Source organism: Streptomyces sp. NBC_00690 (assembly GCF_036226685.1).
Lineage (GTDB): Bacteria > Actinomycetota > Actinomycetes > Streptomycetales > Streptomycetaceae > Streptomyces.
In genome coordinates this window covers 3,526,605-3,547,504 of sequence record NZ_CP109009.1, presented here as the reverse complement: position 1 = coordinate 3,547,504, position 20,900 = coordinate 3,526,605, and the positions used below count along the sequence as shown (strand labels likewise).

18 protein-coding genes are annotated in these 20,900 nt (G+C 67.7%); 8 read left to right on the top strand and 10 right to left on the bottom strand.

Translation table 11 applies throughout. The features are described from left to right. Positions 1-62: 62 nt before the first annotated feature. The gene (locus tag OID54_RS15525) at positions 63-683 is read right to left on the bottom strand and encodes a GtrA family protein (protein WP_329019880.1); all 621 of its coding nucleotides are present in this window, start codon (positions 681-683) and stop codon (positions 63-65) included. A 141-nt stretch (positions 684-824) separates the two neighbouring features. On the opposite strand from OID54_RS15525, the gene OID54_RS15520 reads away from it, so the two are divergent. From OID54_RS15520 to OID54_RS15510, 3 genes are read left to right on the top strand one after another with little or no spacing between them, the layout of a single operon-like run. Further along, on the top strand, positions 825-1,970 hold the full coding sequence (locus tag OID54_RS15520; RefSeq protein WP_443055779.1) for a 5-(carboxyamino)imidazole ribonucleotide synthase: 1,146 nt from the start codon (positions 825-827) through the stop codon (positions 1,968-1,970). Next, positions 1,967-2,503 carry a 5-(carboxyamino)imidazole ribonucleotide mutase gene (purE, locus tag OID54_RS15515; RefSeq protein ID WP_329019875.1) on the top strand — a complete coding sequence of 179 codons (537 nt, stop codon included), beginning with the start codon at positions 1,967-1,969 and terminating at the stop codon, positions 2,501-2,503. Before OID54_RS15520 ends, purE begins: the two co-directional genes overlap by 4 nt. A 7-nt stretch (positions 2,504-2,510) precedes the next feature. After that, entirely contained in the window at positions 2,511-3,791 is a 1,281-nt protein-coding gene (locus OID54_RS15510; protein WP_329019873.1) for a dipeptidase, read from the top strand. A 117-nt stretch (positions 3,792-3,908) separates the two neighbouring features. Here the strand turns inward: OID54_RS15510 and OID54_RS15505 are convergent, their stop codons facing one another. The 3 genes from OID54_RS15505 to OID54_RS15495 all read right to left on the bottom strand — a co-directional run bounded on the left by OID54_RS15505 (position 3,909) and on the right by OID54_RS15495 (position 6,265). Further along, positions 3,909-4,187 carry a hypothetical protein gene (locus OID54_RS15505; RefSeq protein ID WP_329019872.1) on the bottom strand — a complete coding sequence of 93 codons (279 nt, stop codon included), beginning with the start codon at positions 4,185-4,187 and terminating at the stop codon, positions 3,909-3,911. A 220-nt stretch (positions 4,188-4,407) separates the two neighbouring features. Beyond that, positions 4,408-4,770 (bottom strand): VOC family protein, encoded by a 363-nt coding sequence (locus OID54_RS15500; RefSeq protein WP_329019869.1) that lies wholly within the window; start codon positions 4,768-4,770, stop codon positions 4,408-4,410. 157 nt (positions 4,771-4,927) lie between these two features. Continuing rightward, on the bottom strand, positions 4,928-6,265 hold the full coding sequence (locus tag OID54_RS15495; RefSeq protein WP_329019866.1) for a UDP-glucose dehydrogenase family protein: 1,338 nt from the start codon (positions 6,263-6,265) through the stop codon (positions 4,928-4,930). 158 nt (positions 6,266-6,423) lie between these two features. On the opposite strand from OID54_RS15495, the gene OID54_RS15490 reads away from it, so the two are divergent. From OID54_RS15490 to OID54_RS15480, 3 genes are all read left to right on the top strand, one after another. Further along, positions 6,424-7,590: an acyl-CoA dehydrogenase family protein gene (locus tag OID54_RS15490; RefSeq protein ID WP_329019863.1), complete on the top strand. Its 1,167-nt coding sequence runs from the start codon at positions 6,424-6,426 to the stop codon at positions 7,588-7,590. Positions 7,591-8,270: 680 nt separating this feature from the next. Then, positions 8,271-8,558, top strand: coding sequence for a hypothetical protein (locus OID54_RS15485; protein WP_329019860.1), 288 nt, complete (start codon positions 8,271-8,273; stop codon positions 8,556-8,558). Further along, positions 8,555-9,094 carry a hypothetical protein gene (locus OID54_RS15480; protein ID WP_329019857.1) on the top strand — a complete coding sequence of 180 codons (540 nt, stop codon included), beginning with the start codon at positions 8,555-8,557 and terminating at the stop codon, positions 9,092-9,094. The genes OID54_RS15485 and OID54_RS15480 overlap by 4 nt, the downstream gene beginning before the upstream one ends. 165 nt (positions 9,095-9,259) lie before the next feature. On the opposite strand, the gene OID54_RS15475 is transcribed toward OID54_RS15480, so the two are convergent. After that, positions 9,260-10,561 carry an LCP family protein gene (locus OID54_RS15475; RefSeq protein WP_329019855.1) on the bottom strand — a complete coding sequence of 434 codons (1,302 nt, stop codon included), beginning with the start codon at positions 10,559-10,561 and terminating at the stop codon, positions 9,260-9,262. 333 nt (positions 10,562-10,894) lie between these two features. On the opposite strand from OID54_RS15475, the gene OID54_RS15470 reads away from it, so the two are divergent. Beyond that, complete coding sequence (locus OID54_RS15470) at positions 10,895-11,443, top strand: acyl-CoA thioesterase (protein WP_329019852.1); 549 nt, start codon at positions 10,895-10,897, stop codon at positions 11,441-11,443. 35 nt (positions 11,444-11,478) lie between these two features. On the opposite strand, the gene OID54_RS15465 is transcribed toward OID54_RS15470, so the two are convergent. Continuing rightward, on the bottom strand, positions 11,479-12,924 hold the full coding sequence (locus OID54_RS15465) for an LCP family protein (protein WP_443055778.1): 1,446 nt from the start codon (positions 12,922-12,924) through the stop codon (positions 11,479-11,481). A gap of 382 nt (positions 12,925-13,306) precedes the next feature. On the opposite strand from OID54_RS15465, the gene OID54_RS15460 reads away from it, so the two are divergent. Continuing rightward, positions 13,307-14,323, top strand: a complete 1,017-nt coding sequence (locus OID54_RS15460; RefSeq protein ID WP_329019849.1) for a glycosyltransferase family 2 protein — start codon at positions 13,307-13,309, stop codon at positions 14,321-14,323. A 97-nt stretch (positions 14,324-14,420) separates the two neighbouring features. Here the strand turns inward: OID54_RS15460 and OID54_RS15455 are convergent, their stop codons facing one another. The 4 genes from OID54_RS15455 to OID54_RS15440 all read right to left on the bottom strand — a co-directional run bounded on the left by OID54_RS15455 (position 14,421) and on the right by OID54_RS15440 (position 20,790). Then, the gene (locus OID54_RS15455) at positions 14,421-16,127 is read right to left on the bottom strand and encodes an LCP family protein (protein WP_443055596.1); all 1,707 of its coding nucleotides are present in this window, start codon (positions 16,125-16,127) and stop codon (positions 14,421-14,423) included. A gap of 28 nt (positions 16,128-16,155) precedes the next feature. Beyond that, positions 16,156-17,922 carry an LCP family protein gene (locus OID54_RS15450; protein ID WP_329019845.1) on the bottom strand — a complete coding sequence of 589 codons (1,767 nt, stop codon included), beginning with the start codon at positions 17,920-17,922 and terminating at the stop codon, positions 16,156-16,158. 224 nt (positions 17,923-18,146) lie between these two features. After that, positions 18,147-19,847: an LCP family glycopolymer transferase gene (locus OID54_RS15445; RefSeq protein WP_443055595.1), complete on the bottom strand. Its 1,701-nt coding sequence runs from the start codon at positions 19,845-19,847 to the stop codon at positions 18,147-18,149. A 184-nt stretch (positions 19,848-20,031) separates the two neighbouring features. Beyond that, a complete protein-coding gene (locus tag OID54_RS15440; RefSeq protein WP_329019842.1) occupies positions 20,032-20,790 on the bottom strand; it encodes a TIGR03089 family protein in 759 nt (252 codons plus the stop codon). Between the last annotated feature and the right edge of the window lie 110 nt (positions 20,791-20,900).

Sequence of the window (20,900 nt, the reverse complement as noted above, 5' to 3'; positions counted from 1 at the left end):
GCTTCGGACGCAGTGGGTGGCGCCTGGCGTGGGTCAGGTCTCGCCGGATGCGGGGCCGGTCGCTAGCTGCGCGGACCCACGGCGTCCGGCTCGGCCGAGCGGGCCTCCTGCTCCAGCGTCTCCAACTCCAGCTCCTCGTCCAAGGAGGGCGCCAGAGCATGGTCGATGCCGTTGTCCGGGCACGCCTCGCCCTGGGGCTTCACCACGCGGTACGCGGGATCGGCGGCCACGGGCTCCGGCTCCCGGTCGGGCAGCGTACGGAAGACCCAGGTCCGGTACGACCAGAACCGGAAGAGGGTGGCGATCCCGATGCCGAGGAACTTGAAGAGATTGCTCTGCAACGAGCTGTCCCAGCCGAAGCCGTAGGTCGCGACGTACAGGATGCCGTTCTCGATGACCATGCCGACCAGGCTGAACACCATGAACAGCGAGAGCTCGCGCGTACGTCCGCTCTTGTCGCGGTCACGGTAGGTGAAGTACCGGTAGCCGAGGTAGTTGGTGATGATGGCGACCGCGTTGGCGATCAGCGACGCCCGCACCACGGGGATCTCGGTGGTGGCGCGCACCAGGTTGAAGATCGCGAGGTTGACGATGACACCCGCGCCACCCACCGCTCCGAACTTGGCGACTTCCCGCAGGAGCTGTTGCAGCTGCCCGCGCAGCGCACCGCCTCGTTCACTCATAGTGAGAGTCCAGCCCCATCAGATCGGTGTCGTCAACCCAGTCATGCTAACCACCCTTGCGTGCTCCCGCCCGGGGACGCCGGTGATGGTGTGGCGAGGCCGTGACACGCTCGTTCGGCGTTCGGGTGCGACAGATACCCTATAAGGGTGACGTTCCCGGTAGTCGGCATGGTCGGCGGCGGTCAGCTCGCCCGTATGACCCACGAGGCGGGCATCCCCCTCGGCATCCGTTTCAAGCTCTTGAGTGACACCCCGCAGGACTCTGCGGCCCAGGTGGTCAGCGATGTCGTCATTGGCGACTATCGCGATCTGGGCACGCTGCGTGAGTTCGCGCGGGGCTGCGACGTGATCACTTTCGATCACGAGCATGTTCCGATCGAGCATCTGCGTGCCCTGGAGGCTGAGGGCATCCCCGTACGGCCGGGACCTGCCGCGCTGGTCCACGCCCAGGACAAGGGCGTGATGCGGGCGCGGCTGATGGAACTGGGCGTGCCCTGCCCCCGCCATCGGATCGTGACCGATCCGGCCGATGTCGCGGCCTTCGCCGACGAGGTCGGCGGCTTCCCCGTGATCCTGAAGACGGTGCGCGGCGGGTACGACGGCAAGGGCGTCTGGTTCGTACGGACCGCAGCCGATGCGGCCGACCCCTTCCGTGCCGGTGTGCCCGTGCTCGCCGAGGAGAAGGTCGACTTCACCCGCGAGCTGGCGGCCAATGTCGTCCGCTCCCCGCACGGCCAGGCCGTCGCCTACCCGGTGGTGGAGTCCCAGCAGGTCGACGGCGTCTGCGACACCGTCATCGCCCCCGCGCCCGACCTCGATGAGGAACTGGCGGGCCGGGCCCAGCAGCTCGCCCTGAAGATCGCCGCAGAGCTGGGCGTGGTCGGTCACCTCGCCGTCGAGCTCTTCGAGACGCCCGATGGCCGCATCCTCGTCAACGAGCTGGCGATGCGCCCCCACAACTCGGGCCACTGGACCCAGGACGGCGCGGTGACCTCGCAGTTCGCCAACCATGTGCGCGCCGTACTCGATCTCCCGCTCGGAGATCCCCGCCCCCGTGCGCCGTGGACGGTGATGTGCAACGTCCTCGGCGGCGACTATCCGGACATGTACGCGGCGTATCTGCACTGCATGGCCCGGGACCCCCAGCTCAAGATCCATATGTATGGCAAGGACGTGAAGCCCGGCCGCAAGGTCGGTCATGTCAACACCTACGGCAACGACCTCGCGGACGTCCGCGACCGCGCCCGCCACGCAGCCGACTACCTCAGAGGAACGATCACCGAATGAGCACCCCCGTACCCGGCCCGCTCGTGGGCATCGTGATGGGCTCCGACTCCGACTGGCCCGTCATGGAGGCCGCGGCCCAGGCCCTGACCGAGTTCGAGATCCCCTTCGAGGTCGACGTGGTCTCCGCACACCGGATGCCGCGCGAGATGGTCGCGTACGGAGAGCAGGCGGACGCCCGCGGCCTCAAGGTGATCATCGCGGGTGCCGGGGGAGCGGCCCATCTGCCGGGCATGCTCGCTTCCGTCACCCCACTGCCCGTCATCGGCGTGCCCGTACCGCTGAAGTACCTCGACGGCATGGACTCCCTGCTGTCGATCGTGCAGATGCCCGCGGGCGTCCCCGTCGCCACCGTCTCCGTCGCCGGCGCCCGCAACGCGGGACTGCTGGCAGCCCGCATCCTCGCCACCCACGACTCCGAACTGCTGAGCCGGATGCGCGAGTTCCAGGATGAGCTGAACGAGCAGGCCACCGACAAGGGCAAGCGCCTTCGCGCCAAAGTCGAGGGCACTGGTTCCTTCGGCTTCGGGAAGTAAAGACGACATGCCAAACGATACGAACGGTACGCACGGCGACCCCGAGAACCCCGAGGGCGGTGCGAACGGCCAGGAGACGCTCACCCTCGCCGACGCCCCGGACCCCGCACATCTCGCCCGTGCCCTGGAACTGCTCGGCGACCATCCGGTCGTCGACGGCCACAACGACCTGCCGTGGGCCCTGCGCGAGAAGGTCCGCTACGACCTCGACCGGCTCGACATCTCCGCAGACCTCACCGGCAGCCTCCACACGGACCTCCCCAGGCTGCGCGCGGGCAAGGTCGGCGCCCAGTTCTGGTCCGTCTACGTCCGCTCCGGGATGTCCGGCGACGACGCGGTGAGCGCCACGCTGGAGCAGATCGACTGCGTACGCCAACTGCTGGACCGCTATCCCGCCGAACTGGCCCCCGCACTGACCGCGGCGGACATGGAGGCCGCACGCGCCGAGGGCAGGATCGCCTCACTGATGGGAGCGGAGGGCGGCCACTCGATCAACAGCTCCCTCGCCACCCTGCGCGCTCTGTTCACCCTGGGCGTGCGCTATCTGACGCTCACCCACAACGACAACGTGCCCTGGGCCGACTCCGCCACCGACAGCCCCGGCGTCGGTGGCCTCTCGCCCTTCGGGCACGAGGTCGTCCGGGAGATGAACCGGCTGGGCATGCTGGTGGACCTCTCCCATGTGGCGCCCTCCACCATGCGTGACGCCCTGGCCACGTCCACCGCCCCGGTGGTCTTCTCGCACTCGTCGGCGCGGGCGATCTGCGACCACGTCCGCAATGTGCCGGACGATGTACTGGCGCTGCTCCCGTCCAACGGCGGGCTGGCGATGGCCACCTTCGTACCGAAGTTCATCTTGCCCGAGGCGGTCGACTGGACCCTGGCCGCCGATGAGAACCTGCGCAGGAACGGCTTCCATCCGCTGGACATGTCCGCGGAGGCGATGAAGCTGCACGCCGTCTTCGAAGACGCCAACCCCCGTCCGATCGCCACCGCACACACGGTCGCCGACCACCTCGAGCACATGCGCGAGGTCGCGGGCATCGATCACGTGGGAATCGGCGGTGACTTCGACGGAACGGCGTTCACCCCGGCCGGGCTCGATGATGTCGCCGGCTATCCGAACCTCATCGCGGAGCTGCTGCGCCGGGGCTGGTCCGAAGCCGATCTGGCCAAGCTGACCTGGGGCAATGCCGTACGGGTCCTCGGGGACGCCGAGTCGGTGGCCCGCGACGAGCAGTCCCGCAGGGGGCCGTCGGTGGCGACCATCGGGCAACTCGACGGCTGAACGGGAGCGTGGGGGCGGGGAAACCTGCCCCCACGAAACAACGGTCACGCCCGTTCGCCGGCGCCTTCGTCCCCGTCCTGGCCCGCGGCTGGTGTCGCGCGCCCTGGGTGCTGCTCCCTAAGGGCTGTCTGTGGGCACGGCGTCCGCAGGCGTAACGGCGGCGTCGTCCGGTCGATCCGAGTCGGAGACCAACTCCGCGAGCTGGACCATATAGGCGTATTTGTTCATCCGGTTCTGGATCCGGATGAAGTAGGAGCGCTCGGAGACCCGGAACACCTCTCTCCGCCGGAGCTTCATAATACTGTCCGAGTAGGTGTTCGCCGCGGTCAAGAGGGCCTCCCGCGCCTCTTCCTCGGTGCCGTCCACCTCACGGACGATCTTGGTGTTGCAGTTCATGGTCGAAACGCCCTGCAAGGGGCTGACCAGGACGATCCATCTACTCATGGTGAGTGCGGTTCCCCTCGGGTGGTCTCTTGTTGAATGACCACAGTCTGCACGGTCCACCACGCCTGCCGCTGGCGTCCGATGCCTGAACCGCCCTTCCCCCGGAGGCACTTGCCGAGCCGCGGGCGCTCCGACGGACGGAAGCCCCCCGGGGACCGGACCCGGAGCCGGTTCAGTCGATGCAGAGGCAGAACGGATGGCCCGCCGGGTCCGCGTACACCCGCCAACTGCGGCGCTCCTCGTCCATCTCCAACACCTTCGCGCCCAACGCCAGCACCTCCCGCTCGGCCGCATCCAGATCGGTCACCGTGAAGTCGAGGTGGAACTGCTGGGCGCCTTGCACCGACGGCCAGACCGGTGGGGTGTGCCCCGGGGCCAACTGGAAGGCGAGTGTCGTCCCCGATGGGCTCACGAGGTCCACCCAGTCGTATCCGTCCGGTGTGACCTCACCGCCCAGCACCTGTTGGTAGAAGTGCGCCAGCGCGATCGGGTCCGGACAGTCCAGGACGACGGCGCGCAGGGTTGCGATGGTCATGGATTCCTCCTCGGTCGGGAAGCGAGGTCTCTTGGTTACCACTGAAAGCTCACGCGGTCACTGCGACGGTCCTGCGCCCGGAGATGGGCTCGACGCCTATCTCGCTCCCACCCGGGACTCTCTCGTGTCGGACCGTGCCGGACCGTGTCGGACCGGGTCAGGCGGTGGGACGCCCCATCGCGCGATACGTCCAGCCGGCCTCGCGCCACTTCACCGGATCGAGGGCATTGCGCCCGTCCAGCACGATCCGCGCGCTCGCCACCTCGCCCAGCTCCGCCGGGTCGAGTTCACGGAACTCACGCCACTCCGTAAGGTGCAGCACCGCGTCCGCACCGCGCACCGCCTCCAGGGCCGTTTCCGCGTACCCCAGGGTCGGGAAGAGACGCTCGGCGTTCGCCATGCCCTTGGGGTCGTAGACGGTGACCTGGCCGCCCTGGAGGTGGATCTGCCCGGCCACATTGAGGGCCGGGGAGTCGCGTACGTCGTCCGAGTCGGGTTTGAAGGTGGCGCCCAGGACCGCGATCCGCTTTCCGAGGAATGACCCGCCGCCCACGGATTCCCGGGCGAGCTCCACCATGTGCCCGCGGCGACGCATGTTGATGGAGTCGACCTCCCGGAGGAAGGTGAGGGCCTGGTCCACGCCCAACTCGCCGGCACGCGCCATGAAGGCCCGGATGTCCTTGGGTAGACAGCCGCCACCGAAGCCGATCCCGGCCCGTAGGAACTTGGACCCGATGCGCTCGTCGTGGCCGATGGCCTCCGCCAGCTTCACCACATCACCGTCGGCGGCCTCGCACACCTCGGCCATGGCGTTGATGAAGGAGATCTTGGTGGCGAGGAAGGAGTTCGCCGAGGTCTTCACCAGTTCGGCCGTCGGGAAGTCCGTCACCACGAAGGGGGACCCCTCGGAGATCGGCGTGGCGTACACGTCCCGGAGCAGCTTCTCCGCGCGCTCGCTGCCCACACCGGCGACGATCCGGTCGGGGCGCAGGGTGTCCTGCACGGCGAAGCCCTCGCGCAGGAACTCCGGATTCCATGCCAGCTCGACGTCTTCGGCCGCCTGCTCGGCCAGCAGTTTCGCCAGCCGCGCGGCGCTGCCGACCGGCACGGTCGACTTGCCGACGACCAGCGCGCCGCGCTTCAACCGCGGGGCGAGCGAGGAGAAGGCGGCGTCCACGTAACTCATGTCGCAGGCGTACTCTCCGCGCTTCTGCGGGGTGTTCACACAGACGAAGTGGACATCGCCGAACTCGCCGACCTCCTCCCAGGACGTCGTGAAGCGCAGCCGTCCACTGGACCCCTCGATGCCGGCGACATGTCTGGCCAGCAGCTCTTCCAGACCGGGCTCATACATCGGCACTCTGCCGGTCGAGAGCATCTCGATCTTCTCGGGGACGACATCGAGCCCCAGCACCTCGAAACCCAACTCCGCCATGGCCGCGGCATGGGTCGCCCCGAGGTAGCCGGTGCCGATCACGGTGATCTTGAGGGCCATGGGTGCTCCAAACAGCTCTGAGGGATGCGACCCGAGCATAGTCGGGCACCTCCGAGGGCAGCTTTGCCCCTGTCGCGTAGCTCACGTACGCCGGGGGGAGAGGCACCACTAAAATAGGTTACTTAACGGTAGTTAGCTTCTTTGGGGAGTGACAGAACGTGGCCGGATCGACCGGGAGCTCAGAGTTCGACCTATACCGCCCGTCCGAGGAGCACGACATGCTCCGGGACGCCATCCGCGCCTTGGCCGAGGCCAAGATCGCCCCGCACGCCGCTGCCGTTGACGAGGAGTCCCGCTTCCCGCAGGAAGCGCTGGATGCCCTCACCGCCAACGACCTGCACGCGGTCCACGTACCCGAGGAGTACGGCGGCGCCGGCGCCGATGCGCTGGCCACCGTCATCGTCATCGAGGAGGTCGCCCGGGTCTGCGCCTCGTCCTCGCTGATCCCCGCCGTCAACAAACTCGGCTCGCTCCCCCTCGTCCTCTCCGGTTCGGAGGACCTCAAGAAGCGCTACCTCGGCCCGCTCGCCAAGGGTGAGGGGATGTTCTCGTACTGCCTCTCCGAACCCGATGCGGGCTCGGACGCGGCGGGCATGAAGACCCGGGCGGTGCGCGACGGGGACTCCTACGTCCTCAACGGCGTGAAGCGCTGGATCACCAACGCGGGCGTCTCCGAGTACTACACGGTGATGGCCGTCACCGACCCCGACAAGCGCTCCAAGGGCATCTCCGCCTTCGTCGTCGAGAAGTCCGACGCCGGGGTCTCCTTCGGCGCACCGGAGAAGAAGCTCGGCATCAAGGGCTCCCCGACCCGCGAGGTCTACCTCGACAACGTCCGCATCCCCGCCGACCGCATGATCGGCGCGGAGGGCACGGGCTTCGCCACGGCCATGAAGACCCTCGACCACACCCGCATCACCATCGCCGCCCAGGCGCTGGGCATCGCTCAGGGCGCCCTCGACTACGCCAAGGGGTACGTCAAGGAGCGCAAGCAGTTCGGCAAGCCGATCAGCGACTTCCAGGGCGTGCAGTTCATGCTCGCCGACATGGCGATGAAACTGGAGGCCGCCCGCCAGCTCACCTACGCGGCGGCAGCCAAGTCCGAGCGGGTGGACGCCGACCTCACGTTCTTCGGCGCCGCGGCCAAGTGCTACGCATCCGACGCGGCCATGGAGATCACCACGGACGCCGTCCAACTGCTCGGCGGCTACGGCTACACCCGCGACTACCCGGTGGAACGCATGATGCGCGACGCCAAGATCACCCAGATTTACGAGGGCACGAACCAGATCCAGCGAATCGTGATGGCGCGAAACCTGCCGTAGCGGGTTTTCGCAGGGTAGAGCCTCTTGAGGGGGCAAAACGGAACTTCTGCCGCTTCTTGCCACTGTGGCCCGATCGGGACCGTTCCTGGGTGGCCCGCTGTAGTCCCCGACCAGGCACAGCGCTGAAGCAGCTGTTGACCTGCACAGACGGAACAGCCCTCGGCGCGATGCCGGGGGCTGTTGTCGTACGCCGATCAGAACCTCTGGCCCTTCTCCCCGCCCGGAACGGCCTCTGCCATCCGAGCGGCCCCTGCCACTTCGTCTACGCGACCGGGCAGGCCAGTTCAGGAACCGGCGGGAGTCTCGCCCTGCCCGTGGCCGCGTGTGAGTCGATGCTCCCGAGGGGAGCCGCGGGGGTCAAGCGATCACGGTTGACGGAACAGGAAGCCGGCCGCAGTCAGCGCCGGCTCACTCATCTGTGGCCGGCGCTCCAGCGCGAGCCTCCCCTCGTCGGCCCGGCGTGACTCTTCGGCGTTCCGGTCGAGGAGTGCAAGGGATTCGATTTCTCTGAGGAAACTTCATCGCTCATGCGTATGACCTCATGATTCGCACTTTGATCCAGGCTCATCCGATGGCTCGCACTCGAACGGCCGCAGCTCAAGCACAGCAAGCACATGGCAATCCGTGTTCATCTGATTACACACAGACATAATTTCGTTGGCGAAGGGTGGTAATTGGCCATGAACGGCAATGGCATCTCCCACGAACAGATGGAAGACCTGGCCGAGACGGGTGCGCGGGAGCACCCGTACGAGCCACGGGCGGGGGACATCGTGCGGGATGCCTGTTGCAAGCGGGTGGGGCAGGTGATGGGGCACGTGGGGGCGGAGTACCGGGTTCGGCCGCTCAACGGTGGGCGGGAGTGGGCGGCTCGGGTCGAGGACCTCGCTCCTGCCAGGGCCTCGGACGCGATGAGTGCGGACGTTGCGCAGGCCAATGCCATGAGCAGATGGGGAGCTTTGACATGACGGATCGAACGGATGGCGGGGAGAGACGCATGTGTGGGGCGCGGGCGGTGATGCCCCTGGGCCTGGTGTCGCTCGTCCTGGACGCCACTCCCGCGGCGCGTGACCCCGAGGAGTTGGAGACGGTTCTCCGCTGCCCGTTGGAGGCGCATGCAACCGGCTGGCACTACGACGTCGTATGGCAACTCGACGACCCCGACAGCGGGGATATGTGGGCGCTCTGGGCCGAGGGCGACACGCCCGAATTAGTGGTCATCCAGCCCGACTGCTCCGCTCGTGGTCGCGCATCCGGTCCGAACACCGTCCCAGTCGAAGCCCGTTCGGCATCCCACAACCGCAAGTCGGTTGCGCAGAACGAGGTGTGCTCCCTCTTCGCGCTCCATCCCGGTGGCCACAGCTTCGAGTTCACCGATTCGCAGGACGAGGACTTTCGGCTTGCCGCCGCCTGCCATGAGCTCAGGGCGGTGATCGCCCGGCAGGCGCAGTCGTCGCCCGACGGCCTCGGTGAACGGCCGTCACGCCGTCTGAGCGACGACTGAGGGCAACTGAGCGACGACTGAGGACGACTGAGGAACGCACGACAGTAACTGTGCTTCGTACAGGACCAGATGCTGGCGGGGCGCGGGCCGTCCCTCGATCGACGCGCCGTCCAGCACATGCAAAGGCCCGCCCCGGTAGGGCGGGCCCGCGAACGGTTCAGTCGGTCAGTTGCCCGACACCGTCACCTTCTCGTTGTTCTGGATCTGCTTGACCAACTGGCTCACCTTGGTCTTGTCCCAGACCAGATTGCCGCCGCGGTTGCCCGAGATGGGCATGTTCATCGACTTGCCGTCGCCGCCCGTGACGCTCTTCATCGACAAGAACATCTGGCTCAGGTCCCAGAGCGACATCTCCTTGTCGACGACGACCGTGTCCAGCCCCGCGCCCATCACCGGATAGAGCTTGAACGGGTTGAGGACCGTCCCCGGGGTGGCCGTCTGGCTGGCGAGCGCGGACAGGAACTTCTGCTGGTTCTTCGTACGCGCCAGATCGCCCTCGCCGAACGCATAGCGGGTCCGTACGAACGCGAGCGCCTGTTCGCCGTCGAGCGTCTGCTTGCCCGCCTGGAAGTCCGCGCCCGACTTCTTGTCCTTGAACGCCTTGGGGATGTCCAACTCCACCCCGCCGATCGCATCCACGATCTGCGCGAAGCCCGCGAAACCGATCTCCGCGTAGTGATCGATCCGCAGACCCGTGTTGTGCTCGATCGTGCGCACCAGCAGTTCAGGACCGTCCTCGGCGTACGCGGCGTTCAACTTCACCCGCCGGCCGGTGTTTTCGAACAGCTTGCCCGACTCCGAGCCCTTGAACGACGGGATCTCCACGTCGGAGTCGCGCGGCAGCGAGATCATGGTGTTTCCGCTGGAGCACTCGGCGAGGATCATCATCGAGTCGGTGCGCTTGCCCTCGGCGGAACCGGTGCGCAGCCGCTTCTTGTCCTCGGCCGACATGCCTTCTCGACTGTCGGAGCCGACGATCAGATACGTCGTGCAGTCGTTCTCCCTCGGTCTCTCGATGACCTTGGCGAGATCGACCTCGCGCTTCATCTTGGAATCGGCCCAGAAGTAGGTGCCGATCGAGACCACGAGGAGCGAGCCGACCAGGACCAGCGACCCGATCTTTATCCGGCGCCTCCAGTCCGGTGCGGGACGCGGCGGGCCGGCGGGCGGCGGCGGGGGAGCACCGTTGTTGCCGTAGCCGCCCTGGTTGTCGTACCCCCCTTGGTTGCCCTGTCCGCCGTACGCGGGCTGACCACCTTGGGGATCTTGACGATTCGCCCGTCCGGCGGGGGAGCCGTAGACCTGGCCCGTGTTGTAGCCGCTGTCGTACGGGGCACTATGACCGTCGTCATGTCCCTGCGACTGCTGCTGCGGGACCGGTCGTCGCTGCACATGGCGCATCGCGCGAGCGCCTTCGGGCTGGGAGCCCTGGCTGCCGCGTCCGTATCCTTCGGGCCAATCGTTCATGCCGGTAAGTGTGCCGGGGGTCGGGCCGGCACCAACAGGGTGGAAGAGGAATCGGGCCGGGCCTGTTGCCAAGCTGATGCAATGCACCAGGAAGGTTTACGGGCCTGGTCGCAGCACGTGGGCCGGGTGGCCCCGTCTCGCTCTGCTCGCACCGCGCTCCAGCCTCACCCACCCCAGCGGTCCACCGTACGCCCGGGAAGCCGTCGGCGCGCACCGCGCTGCTCCCGAAGGCCCGACGGCGGGAGATCGCACAGGACCCTGCGTCCGTCGTCTCCGTACGGTCGGGTTCGCCCGCGCGAGACCTGGTGAAACGTCCCGCTTAGGGTGGAGGGCATGACAGACCAGGCCCAGCGCACCGACCCCGATATACCGGGCAAGCCGACGTCCGCTTCCCGTACCACTCTCAGCCACATCATGACCGGCTCGGACACCAACCTCCTCGGGACCGTGCACGGCGGTGTGATCATGAAGCTGGTGGACGACGCCGCCGGTGCGGTCGCGGGGCGGCACTCGGGCGGGCCCGCCGTGACGGCCTCCATGGACGAGATGGTCTTCCTGGAGCCGGTCAGGGTCGGCGATCTGGTGCATGTGAAGGCCCAGGTGAACTGGACCGGTCGATCCTCGATGGAGGTCGGCGTACGAGTGCTGGCCGAGAGGTGGAACGAATCGACCCCCGCGCAGCAGGTCGGCTCCGCCTACCTCGTCTTCGCGGCCGTCGACGCGGACGGCAAGCCCCGGCCCGTACCGCCCGTGATGCCCGAGACCGAGCGGGACAACCGGCGCTACCAGGAGGCCCAGATCCGGCGCACCCATCGCCTGGCCCGCCGCCGAGCGATCATGGAACTCCGGGAGAAGCGGGCCGCCGACGGCATCGAGGACTGACCGGATGCGGTGAACGGGGCGCTCCCCTGCCCTGCTCAGGGGCACACGACCTGATCGCCGGTGACGGCACCGAACTCGCCCTGGTAGGCGTCCTGCGCCCGGACCGGCACAACACCCTGATAGTCGCTCCCCGCCGTCACCTTGAGCGTCCGTCCCTGTCCGGGCACCGGCTGCATCCGGCATCCGGGCAGCGCCGTGGCCAGCGAAAGCGCCGATCGGTCCCAGCGGGGGTCATAGGAGACGACCGTCTGATCCACCTCCGCAGCGGCGCCGTTGAGAGGGGCGCGTGTGGTGTCGAAGCCCGTGGACCTCAGCGCGGCATCCACCTTCCGTCCCAGGCCCTCGGCGCGCGTCCCGTTGTAGACCTGCACCCGGATCTGCTGGGGTGAGACATCCACCAGCTTCGCCTTCTTCCCCTTCGCACGAGTCCGTGAGAGCGGTTTGTCCTCACGGAGCATCTGGAAGAGTCGCTGCGCCTTGGCCTGGTCCCACCGCACCGCGGAGCCGACGCCGTCGATCGGCCCCATCGAGCCGATCGGTACCGATGCGAATTCTGACGAGGACATCGAAAAGCCGCGCATCGCCCGGCTGAGCGCCAGCATCTCATCGGTGCCGAACCCCTTGTCGGCCCGTACGGAGCCGAGCATGGCGGAGGTCACCTGGCGGAACTTCACCGGGTTGAGGAGCACCCCGCTGCCGGTCGCCTTTTTGATCAGGGCGGCGAGGAACCGTTGCTGGCGCTGCATCCGGCCCAGGTCGGATGCGCCGTCGACATGCCGGGAGCGCACGTATTGGAGGGCCTCGCCGCCGTCGAGCCGATGGGAGCCGGCGGCCAGGTCAAGCCCGGTGTAGGAGTCCTTCATCGGTTGCGTGGTGCAGATCTCCACCCCGCCCATCGCGTCGACCGTCTTCATGAAGCTGGTGAAGTCGACCTCCAGATAGTGATCGATCTTGACCTTGGTGAGCTGCTCGACCGTCCGCACGGTCAGCGCGGGCCCGCCCTCCGCGTAGGCGGCGTTCAGCTTCACCGGATGCGGACGATGGATGCTGCCGCTGTTGCGGTCCGTGTGCGCGGGGATCTCCGCATAGCTGTCGCGCGGCAGGCTCACCACGCTCGCCCGGCTCCGATCCCGCGAGATGTGCACCAGCATGATCGTGTCGGTGCAATGGCAGGGCGCCCCACCCAGCCGGTACTTCTCCTTCTCCTCCGCGGTGATCCGGTCGCGCCCGTCGGTGCCCACCAGCAGCAGATTCATGCCGTGCCCGGCCTCGGGCCGGTTCTTCATATCGCGGAAGGGGTCCACCCGGCTGATCCCGGTGTCCAGCCCGTTCATCAGCCCGTACCCGATGCCGCCGGCCCCCAGCACCAACATGGAGAGGGTGGTCGCCACCCGCAGCCCCCAGCGCGGCCGGATCACCGGCCGTCTGGTCCGGGGCCGGGGCCCTGGACGTGGTCGGGGACGCGGGGAAGGGGGCGGCATGGGCACGAGGGGGACACCTCCGCGGGTGGCGAGAGCGGGACGTGACGGGGCGAACGGGTGATCGAGCCACGATCTGTCGGGTCGCCGAGCCCGGCATCGAACGGACAGCGCCTTCGTACGACGACCGGCTGCACGCCCCATGCGGGGACCACGGAAGCGACGGAGGGAAGGAGGCGGACGGAAGCTGCGAGATCTCTGCAAACAGGGCGGACGGAGTGAACGGGGCGGGTGCAGTGAGCAGGGCGGACGGGGTGGGCGAGGGGGACAAGAGTGGACCAGTAGGGGGAATCCAGCACACCGTAGGCCCATACGATCTGCGGTCAACAGCACCGGCTCGCCCGGCGCGCTTCCACATCCCCCATTCGCGGTAACGTGGCAGGCGATGAACGCCACGCCTCCCGTTTCCGTGATCATGCCGGTCCTCAATGAGGAACGGCATCTGCGCAACTCGGTCCGCCACATCCTTGAGCAGGAGTACGACGGCGAAATGGAGGTGGTGATCGCGCTCGGACCGTCCACGGACCGCACCGACGAGATCGCCGCCGAACTCGTCCGCGAGGACCCCCGCGTCAGCACCGTCCCCAACCCCACCGGGCGCACGCCGGCCGCGCTCAACGCCGCCATCAAGGCGTCACGTCACCCGATCGTGGTACGCGTCGACGGGCACGGGATGTTGTCGGCGAACTACATCGCCACCGCGGTGCGGCTCCTGACGGAGACCGGAGCCCAGAACGTCGGCGGGATCATGCACGCGGAGGGCGAGAACGACTGGGAGCACGCCGTCGCCGCCGCCATGACCTCCAAGATCGGTGTCGGCAACGCGGCCTTCCACACCGGTGGCGCCGCAGGCCCCGCCGAGACCGTCTATCTCGGCGTCTTCCGACGCGAGGCGTTGGAGCAGCAGGGCGGCTACAACGAGGAGTTCATCCGCGCCCAGGACTGGGAGCTGAACTTCCGTATCCGCGAGGCGGGCGGTCAGATCTGGTTCTCGCCCGAACTGCGCGTCCAGTACCGTCCGCGCCCTTCCGTGCGGGCCCTCGCCAAGCAGTACAAGGACTACGGTCGTTGGCGCCATGTCGTCGCCCGCTACCACCAGGGCTCGATCAATCTGCGCTATCTGGCCCCACCGACCGCGGTCGTCGCGATCGCGGCCGGCACCCTCGTCGGCGCCGCGCTCACCCCTTGGGGGTTTGTGGTCCCCGGTGGTTATCTGGCGGCGATCGTCGCGGGTTCGATGCCCGCGGGGAAGGGGCTGCCGCTGAAGGCGCGGCTCCAGATTCCGGTGGCCCTCGCCACCATGCATATGTCGTGGGGCTTCGGCTTCCTGACCAGCCCGCGGTCGTTGGCGAAGAAGGTCATCGCCAGCCGCCGCCCCGCGGTCCGGACCGCGTCCGCCTGATCCGTACCCTTCCTGCCGGACCGCGTTCGGGCCGGACGGGGTAGCAGCCAGCGAAGAGGGCCCGGGTGCTCAGCACCCGGCCCCATGCGTCTTCCTCCTACCAGGTGTACCCCGGCTGCACCTTCATACAGGCGCTCTCGTCGTCGCCCCGTAGTGCCTTGGCCTCGGCCGGGGTGGTGTTGTCCTTCGGGGCTTCCTTCTTCGGATAGACATCGCCCTCGCGCCAGTCCGCACCCACCACCACGGCGATCCCGGTGACGTCCGTCGACTTCTTAGCCGAAGTCACCGGCAGCCCCAGGGCCTTGGCGACCGCTTGGGCGTCACCCTCCAACTCCGGACCGCCGTAGTGGACGACGGTCTCGGCCTGTGGGTTCCTGGTCTGGTTGGTGTACGCCTTGGTGTAGCCCTTGCCGTGCAGCAGGTTGGAGATCTCCGCGGCCCGACCGCGCTTGGGCGCCTGGCTGTCGGTGCCCGTGCCGTTCTGCACTCTGACCGCCATCTCCCCGGGGGCGGCAGCGGGGTCCTGGGACACGGGCGTCGGCTTCGGCTTCGGTGCGGTGACGCCCTTGCCGTCGAGCGGAATGTCCTCGCGGACCAGCCGGAACAACTGCTCCGCCTCGCCGGGGATGGGCTCCACCTTGCCCCGGAACCCGGGCAACTCCGAGTACCGGCTCGGTACCCGGGACATCGTGATCCGGCCGGTCGGTGCGCTCTTGAGCTGATTGCCGATGTCGTAGAGCTTCTTCACCGAGTCGATGCCCTCGTCGACGGTGAGCGCCCCGATCGCCGCCTCGGCGAGCTTGCGCAGTTTGTTGGGGTCGGTGAGCTTGGTGTTGCGCCGCAACTCCCGGACCATCGAGTTCATGTACATGTGTTGGGCGCGGGTGCGGGCCAGGTCGGTGCCGTCCTCGAACCCGTAGCGCGTACGGAGCCACTGGAGCGCCTGCTCGCCCTTGACCGGGTGCGTGCCCTTGGTGAGGGTCAGGCCCGAACCCTGGCCCCTGCTGTTGCGGGACTTGATGTTCTGGTCGACGCAGACGGGGACTCCGCCGATGGCGTCCGCCATCGAGACCACGCCGGCGAAGTCGATCATCATGAAGTGGTCGATGGTGATGCCGGTCAACTGGTGCCAGGTGGCGACCGTGCAGCCCGGGCCCCCGCGGCCGAGTGATTCGTTCGCCGCCTTCAGCCCGGTGGCGGGGTAGACGTTGTCGCTGTCGGGGTCGACGCACCTGGGAATCTTCACCAGGGTGTCCCTGGGCATGCTGATCACGGAGATGTTCGAGCGGTCGGCCGACAGGTGCACCAGCATCTGCACATCGGCGAGCGGCGGGCTGTTGAAGGTGTTCTTGGCCCCGCCGAGCTTCTGGTTCGCCTTGGTGTTCCGCGCGTCCGAGCCGATCAGCAGGATGTTCAGCGGGGTCTGGCCGGCGGCGTTCGCCTTGTGCTCGGGCATCTTGCCGCCGAGGGTCAGATCGTCCTTCTTGAGCTTGCCGTTGAGGTGCTCGTAGTACAGGTAACCGGCCGCCGCCGTGCCGAGTATCAGAAGCGACAGAACGGCGGCCACCCAGCGCAGTACGCGGCGTTTGCCACCCTTGCGACGGCGGGCGGAGGCACCAGCCCGGGCGCCGCCGTTCGCGTCGTGCTCGTCGTCGAGCCGCAAGCGGGCCCGACCCTCAGCGTCCTTCGGCGTACCGTCGTGCGCGTAGAGACTGTCGTCCCAGCCCCGATCGCGGGCGTGCGGGACGCTTGATCGCGTCCCCTTTCCCCGCACGCGTTCTTGTCGCACTGGTCCCCCTGTCATGCATGGCGTATGACGGGGGAGTCCCCTGTCACTTGGCACACACCTGTTTGTCGGCTTCGACGGTCTTGACTCCTTCCGGCGCCTTCGCCGGTCCGGAGATGGGCACTCCTACGCCCTTGAAGTCGGCGCCGAGGGTGAGCGTCATCGCTTCGAGCCCCTGGGCGTCCTTGGTGCCTTGCTTGAGCGCTGTGGCCGGCAGCCCCATCAGATCGGCGAGCGTACGGGCCTGGTCCGCCTGGTTCGGTGCGTACTCCAGAATCGTCCGGGGGAGCTTCTGCGGCGCGTTGCCCTCGTTGCTGGACTTCAGGACCCGCTTCTGGTTCTGGAGCCAGTCGAGTGTGGTGCCGGCCGCTCCCTGGGTGCCGCTGCCGTTGAACACCTTCACCCGGACATCGCCCACCGGGGCCCTCTTGCCGGCCAACTGGTTCTGCTGCTTCTTCTTCGCGTCCTTCTCCTTCTGCTCCACCTCCGTCAGGGAGGTGTCGCTCTGGATCATCGAGAACAGCGGTCGTGCCTGGCTCTCGTTGAGGATGACCGTCGCGCCGTCGTTGTCCAGCACCGGGACCGTGACGAAGGTGATGTTCTTGGGGTTCACCTTGGCCAGCTCCATACCGAGGTCCTGGAGCTTCTTGATGCTGCCTATGCCGGTGTCGACGGTCAGGGCCTTGGTCGCCGCGTTGGCCAGATCCCACATCTTCGTGGGACTGCTGAGCGTGTCGCCGGACTTCATCTTGCGGATCATCGAACTCAGGAACTGCTGCTGGATCTCGATGCGACTCAAATCGCCGCCGTGGCCCACGGAGTGGCGGGTGCGGACGAAAGCGAGGGCGTCCTCGCCCTTGAGCACGTGCTTGCCGGCGGGAAGTTTAAGCTTGGACTTCTTGTCGTCGATGTCCTTGTCGAGACACACCTCGACCCCGCCGACCGCGGTGGACATCGTCTTCACGGCGTTGAAGTCGGCCATCATGAAGTGGTCGACCTCGATGCCGGTGAGTTCCTTGACGGTCCGCATGGTGCAGCCGGGGTCCCGCTCCGACTGGCCCAGACTCTCGTTGAAACGGGTCCTGGGCGTTCCGGGGACGGTCTTGGTGCCCTGGTCCGTCTTGGTCTCGCAGGCGGGGATGTCGGTGATCAGGTCACGGGGGATGGAGAGCGCGGTCGCGTTGGTGCGGTCCTTGGAGACGTGGAAGAGGATCGTGGTGTCCGCGTGCCCGGGGCTGTTGCGGTCGCCGTAGGACCCATTGCCCGCGCCGGTCCGTTTGTCGGTTCCAATGACCAGGATGTTGACGGCCTGGTCCTTCTTGAAGCCGCCGCTGCCCGCGCCCTTGATGTCGATGGTGTTGAGGTTGCCGTCCAACTTGGAGTACACGAAGTAGGCTCCGGCACCGCCGACGACGATGGCGAAGGCCACGACCCCGCCCGTCCACATCAGGGCCTTCTTCTTCCCCGACTTCTGCTGCTTGCGCTTGCGACGCCCCGCTGCGGCTGCTGCGCTGCCGCCGGAGGCGTCGACCGAGCGCCGCGAACGCTGCGGGGGCACTTCGTTCGCCGGGGCCGACGTCTTGCGTCCCCCTGCTGACCTGCGGCCCTCAGCGTTGCGCGGCCCGGGTGTCCGTGAGGCGGAACGACTGCCGCGACCTGACGGAGGCTTCGATCTGCCGCCGGCAGACGGCGCGGTCGACGACTGCGCTGAGGATTGATCCAATCGCAGTTCGTAATTGCCGGTCTGCGGGTTGAGTACCCACTGGTCGGCGGGGTCGACCTCGTCCGCCCGCCCACGGCTCTGCGCATCCACGGTTGCCTGAATCCTCCGTCGCTGCCACGCGAAGCGCCTCCCCCCCGAACGGCGCTCGTCTCTCGATCCAGCAGTGCTCTACGACGCGGGGCCGGAGTACCGGATCGCGCCACACTATCCGCCCAGTTCAGCGTGGGTCGACGCCCGTGACAAATTCCACGCTGCTTACAACCGGGCAATCCACCCAATCCACATAGAGAGTGGGGCAGAGTTTGGTCATTGCTTTACCCGCACAGGCCCTCCGCTGCGTTTGTGCCGGTGAAACTCGGGCTCGGAGTAGGGTTCGCCGACGTCGTTCCATCCGGCTTCCGACTCGCCTTGTCTTTCTTGTCGCTCTCGTCCCGACTGCCACGGGGAAGCACCGTGATGGGGGTGTCCTCGCGTAGCTTCTTGAAGAGTTGCCGGGCATCTGGTTGTACTAGTTCGTCCCGATTCCGATTGGCTGAATAAGGCTGTCGAGGAACGGTGAGGAACTGGACTTTCTCGGTCGGAATGCTCTGTACCGACTGGGCGAGGTCATAGAGGTCCCGCAAGGAATCCAGGCCGGGGTCAGTGGTCAGCGACTTGGTCGCCGCGTCCAGCACCGGATAGAGCTTGGTCAGATTGAGCAGCACCCCATTGCTCTTGACCTTCTTCACCAGCGAACCGAGGAACTGTTGCTGGCGCTCCATTCGTTCGGTGTCGCTGCCGTCGCCCAGCGTCTTGCGCGCCCGGACGAAACCGAGCGCCTCCTCGCCGTCGAGGGTCTGGTGTCCGGCCGCAAGCTTCAACCGGGCCGCCTTGTCGTCGATGGGTTCCTTCAGACACACCTCGACGCCGTCCACCGCGTCGACCATCTTCTTGAAGCCGCGGAAGTCCACCACGATGTGGTGGTCCATCCGCACCCCGGTCATCAGTTCCACCGTACGGATCGAACAGGCCGCGCCACCGAACATGAAGGCCCAGTTGAACTGGGCCAACTGCTTGCGGGTGCGCGAGCCGTCGGCCTTGCGGCAACTGGGGATCGTCACCATCAGATCGCGGGGGATGGACATCGCCGTTGCGCTCTGTCGGTTCGCCGCGATGTGGAGCAGGATCGCGGTGTCCGCACGCTGACTGCCGCCCTCGTCGCGGCCGTACTTGCTGTTGCCCTTGCCGGCACGGGTGTCCGAGCCGAGCAACAGGATGTTCTGCGCGTCGAGCACCAGTGGTGTGGGCCGCTCCTTCTCGTACGTGCGCAGTTCGGCGGCGGCCGTGGTGTCCGTGGTGATGTTGCCGTCGAGCTTGGTGTAGAACCACCAGGCCACACCGGAGGCCGCGAGGACGACGATGGAGGTGCCGAGCGCGGCCCAACGCAACCAGATGCGCTTGCGTTTGGGGGGCGAGGCGCCGTCGCCACCGGAGGGGTCGGGGACCGCGGCCGTCTCGGGGGTCACCTTGGGCTCCACGGCCAGCAGGGCGGCCGGGGCGTCCGCCCCCTCGGGCGGTACTTCTGCTTCCGGCCGGTCCCCGGGGCGTTCGCCTTCGGCGGTCGGGGCAGTGCCCTCCCGACCCGCATCGGTATCGGCGTCGCTGTCGGTGTCGCTGTTGGCATCTGCGTCGGAATCAGGAGCTGTATCGCGGTCGGAATCCGCGTCCGTACCGGGGTCGGTGTGAGAGCCGGGGTCCGGGGTGGGCTCAGCGCCCCCTGCTTCTGCTTCTTCTGCCTCTGGGAGTTCCGGGCCTGCTGCGTCTTCCGCGCCTGCTGCCCGGCTTTCGGTCGAGGCATCGGTCGAGCCGTGCGGCCCTGGCGTCGGATCGGTCGGCGCCTGCGCGGCGGACTCGCCGGACGGCGGGGAGTCCTTGCCGGCCGCCGCGGAGTCGTTCTCCGCATCTGTCGCGCGCTCGGCATCGGAGTCAGATGCCTGACCGTCCGATCCGGTCGGCGTGCCGGCACTGTCGGTCACGTCTGCGTCCATCCTTCATGGCGTCGGCGGCGCGCTGGACCGTCGATCGCAGGACTAGACGGCTGAACCTCGCGCATGGTTGTGCGTTGAGAGTTGCGTTTCGCCGATCATCTACCGGAGTTGGGGGCACGGGCCGAGGGACCCGGCCCGAGGGTGGGCCACATGGGTGACCCCCCAGGGGTTGTCATACCGCAGTGTCGGTGATGCGTTCGCTGTCGATCCGCTGGGTGAGACCGTCCGGCGGCAGTTGGTCCAGATGGCGGCACAGCACCACCGAACCGCCGACCGCAAGAGGAGCGTAGAGCCCCGCCGACAGACCGGCCCAATCGCCGTAGCCCAGTCCGGACAGCAGTCGGGAGCCGCTCTTGAGCCCCAATGCCTCGGCATCGGCGCGCGCCCGCTCCACCACCTGCGTACCGTTCAGATCGATTCCATCCACACTGACGGACAGGGCAGGTCCCGCAGGGTCGACGGGAGCATAGGGAGCGAAACGGTCGCCCTGTGAGGGCACCTCCACCGCGTAGTCCGAGAAGCCCGCCGGAGTCTGCGGGAAACGGCCGCCCAGCGGGCGCAGCGCCAGGGCCACCCGCTCGCCGGAGCAGGCCCGCGCAGCCTCAAGGGTGTCCGGCCCGCTGACGACGAGATCCGCCCGCGCCGGGTCACCCCCCACATCGACCAGCACGCCGACAGACGAACACGCCAGCAGCCAGACAGCGCTCTGCCAGTGCGCGGGCAGCAACAGCGCGAGCCGGTCACCCGGCTCGGCGGCGAGGTCGCCCTGAAGGAGATTCGCCGTCTTGGCCACCCAATTGGCGAAGGTGGCGACGGACAATTCGACGCGCTCACCGGTGGCATCGTCGTAGAACGTGACCAAGGGACGAGTGGGGTCCGCGGCGAGCGCGGATCGCAGCAGGTCGGCAGGGGTAAGGTCGCTGGCATTCATCGCGGCAAGCCTACGCGCAGGGCTCCGCGGCCGAACCGCCGTACCGGTGACTGCGTACTCCGGTTGGACCGACGAGCCGTCAGTTTCCCAACGAGCGAGGTCGGGCAGCA

What these genes read in the sequence shown, in the direction of transcription:
- OID54_RS15455 (WP_443055596.1), bottom strand. Translation starts at nt 16,127, where the DNA reads ATGACAGGGGGACCAGTGCGACAAGAACGCGTGCGGGGAAAGGGGACG.
- OID54_RS15460 (WP_329019849.1), top strand. Translation starts at nt 13,307, where the DNA reads ATGAACGCCACGCCTCCCGTTTCCGTGATCATGCCGGTCCTCAATGAG.
- OID54_RS15465 (WP_443055778.1), bottom strand. Translation starts at nt 12,924, where the DNA reads ATGCCGCCCCCTTCCCCGCGTCCCCGACCACGTCCAGGGCCCCGGCCC.
- OID54_RS15525 (WP_329019880.1), bottom strand. Translation starts at nt 683, where the DNA reads ATGAGTGAACGAGGCGGTGCGCTGCGCGGGCAGCTGCAACAGCTCCTG.
- OID54_RS15510 (WP_329019873.1), top strand. Translation starts at nt 2,511, where the DNA reads ATGCCAAACGATACGAACGGTACGCACGGCGACCCCGAGAACCCCGAG.
- OID54_RS15485 (WP_329019860.1), top strand. Translation starts at nt 8,271, where the DNA reads ATGAACGGCAATGGCATCTCCCACGAACAGATGGAAGACCTGGCCGAG.
- OID54_RS15505 (WP_329019872.1), bottom strand. Translation starts at nt 4,187, where the DNA reads ATGAACTGCAACACCAAGATCGTCCGTGAGGTGGACGGCACCGAGGAA.
- OID54_RS15500 (WP_329019869.1), bottom strand. Translation starts at nt 4,770, where the DNA reads ATGACCATCGCAACCCTGCGCGCCGTCGTCCTGGACTGTCCGGACCCG.
- purE (WP_329019875.1), top strand. Translation starts at nt 1,967, where the DNA reads ATGAGCACCCCCGTACCCGGCCCGCTCGTGGGCATCGTGATGGGCTCC.
- OID54_RS15470 (WP_329019852.1), top strand. Translation starts at nt 10,895, where the DNA reads ATGACAGACCAGGCCCAGCGCACCGACCCCGATATACCGGGCAAGCCG.
- OID54_RS15480 (WP_329019857.1), top strand. Translation starts at nt 8,555, where the DNA reads ATGACGGATCGAACGGATGGCGGGGAGAGACGCATGTGTGGGGCGCGG.
- OID54_RS15495 (WP_329019866.1), bottom strand. Translation starts at nt 6,265, where the DNA reads ATGGCCCTCAAGATCACCGTGATCGGCACCGGCTACCTCGGGGCGACC.
- OID54_RS15475 (WP_329019855.1), bottom strand. Translation starts at nt 10,561, where the DNA reads ATGAACGATTGGCCCGAAGGATACGGACGCGGCAGCCAGGGCTCCCAG.
- OID54_RS15440 (WP_329019842.1), bottom strand. Translation starts at nt 20,790, where the DNA reads ATGAATGCCAGCGACCTTACCCCTGCCGACCTGCTGCGATCCGCGCTC.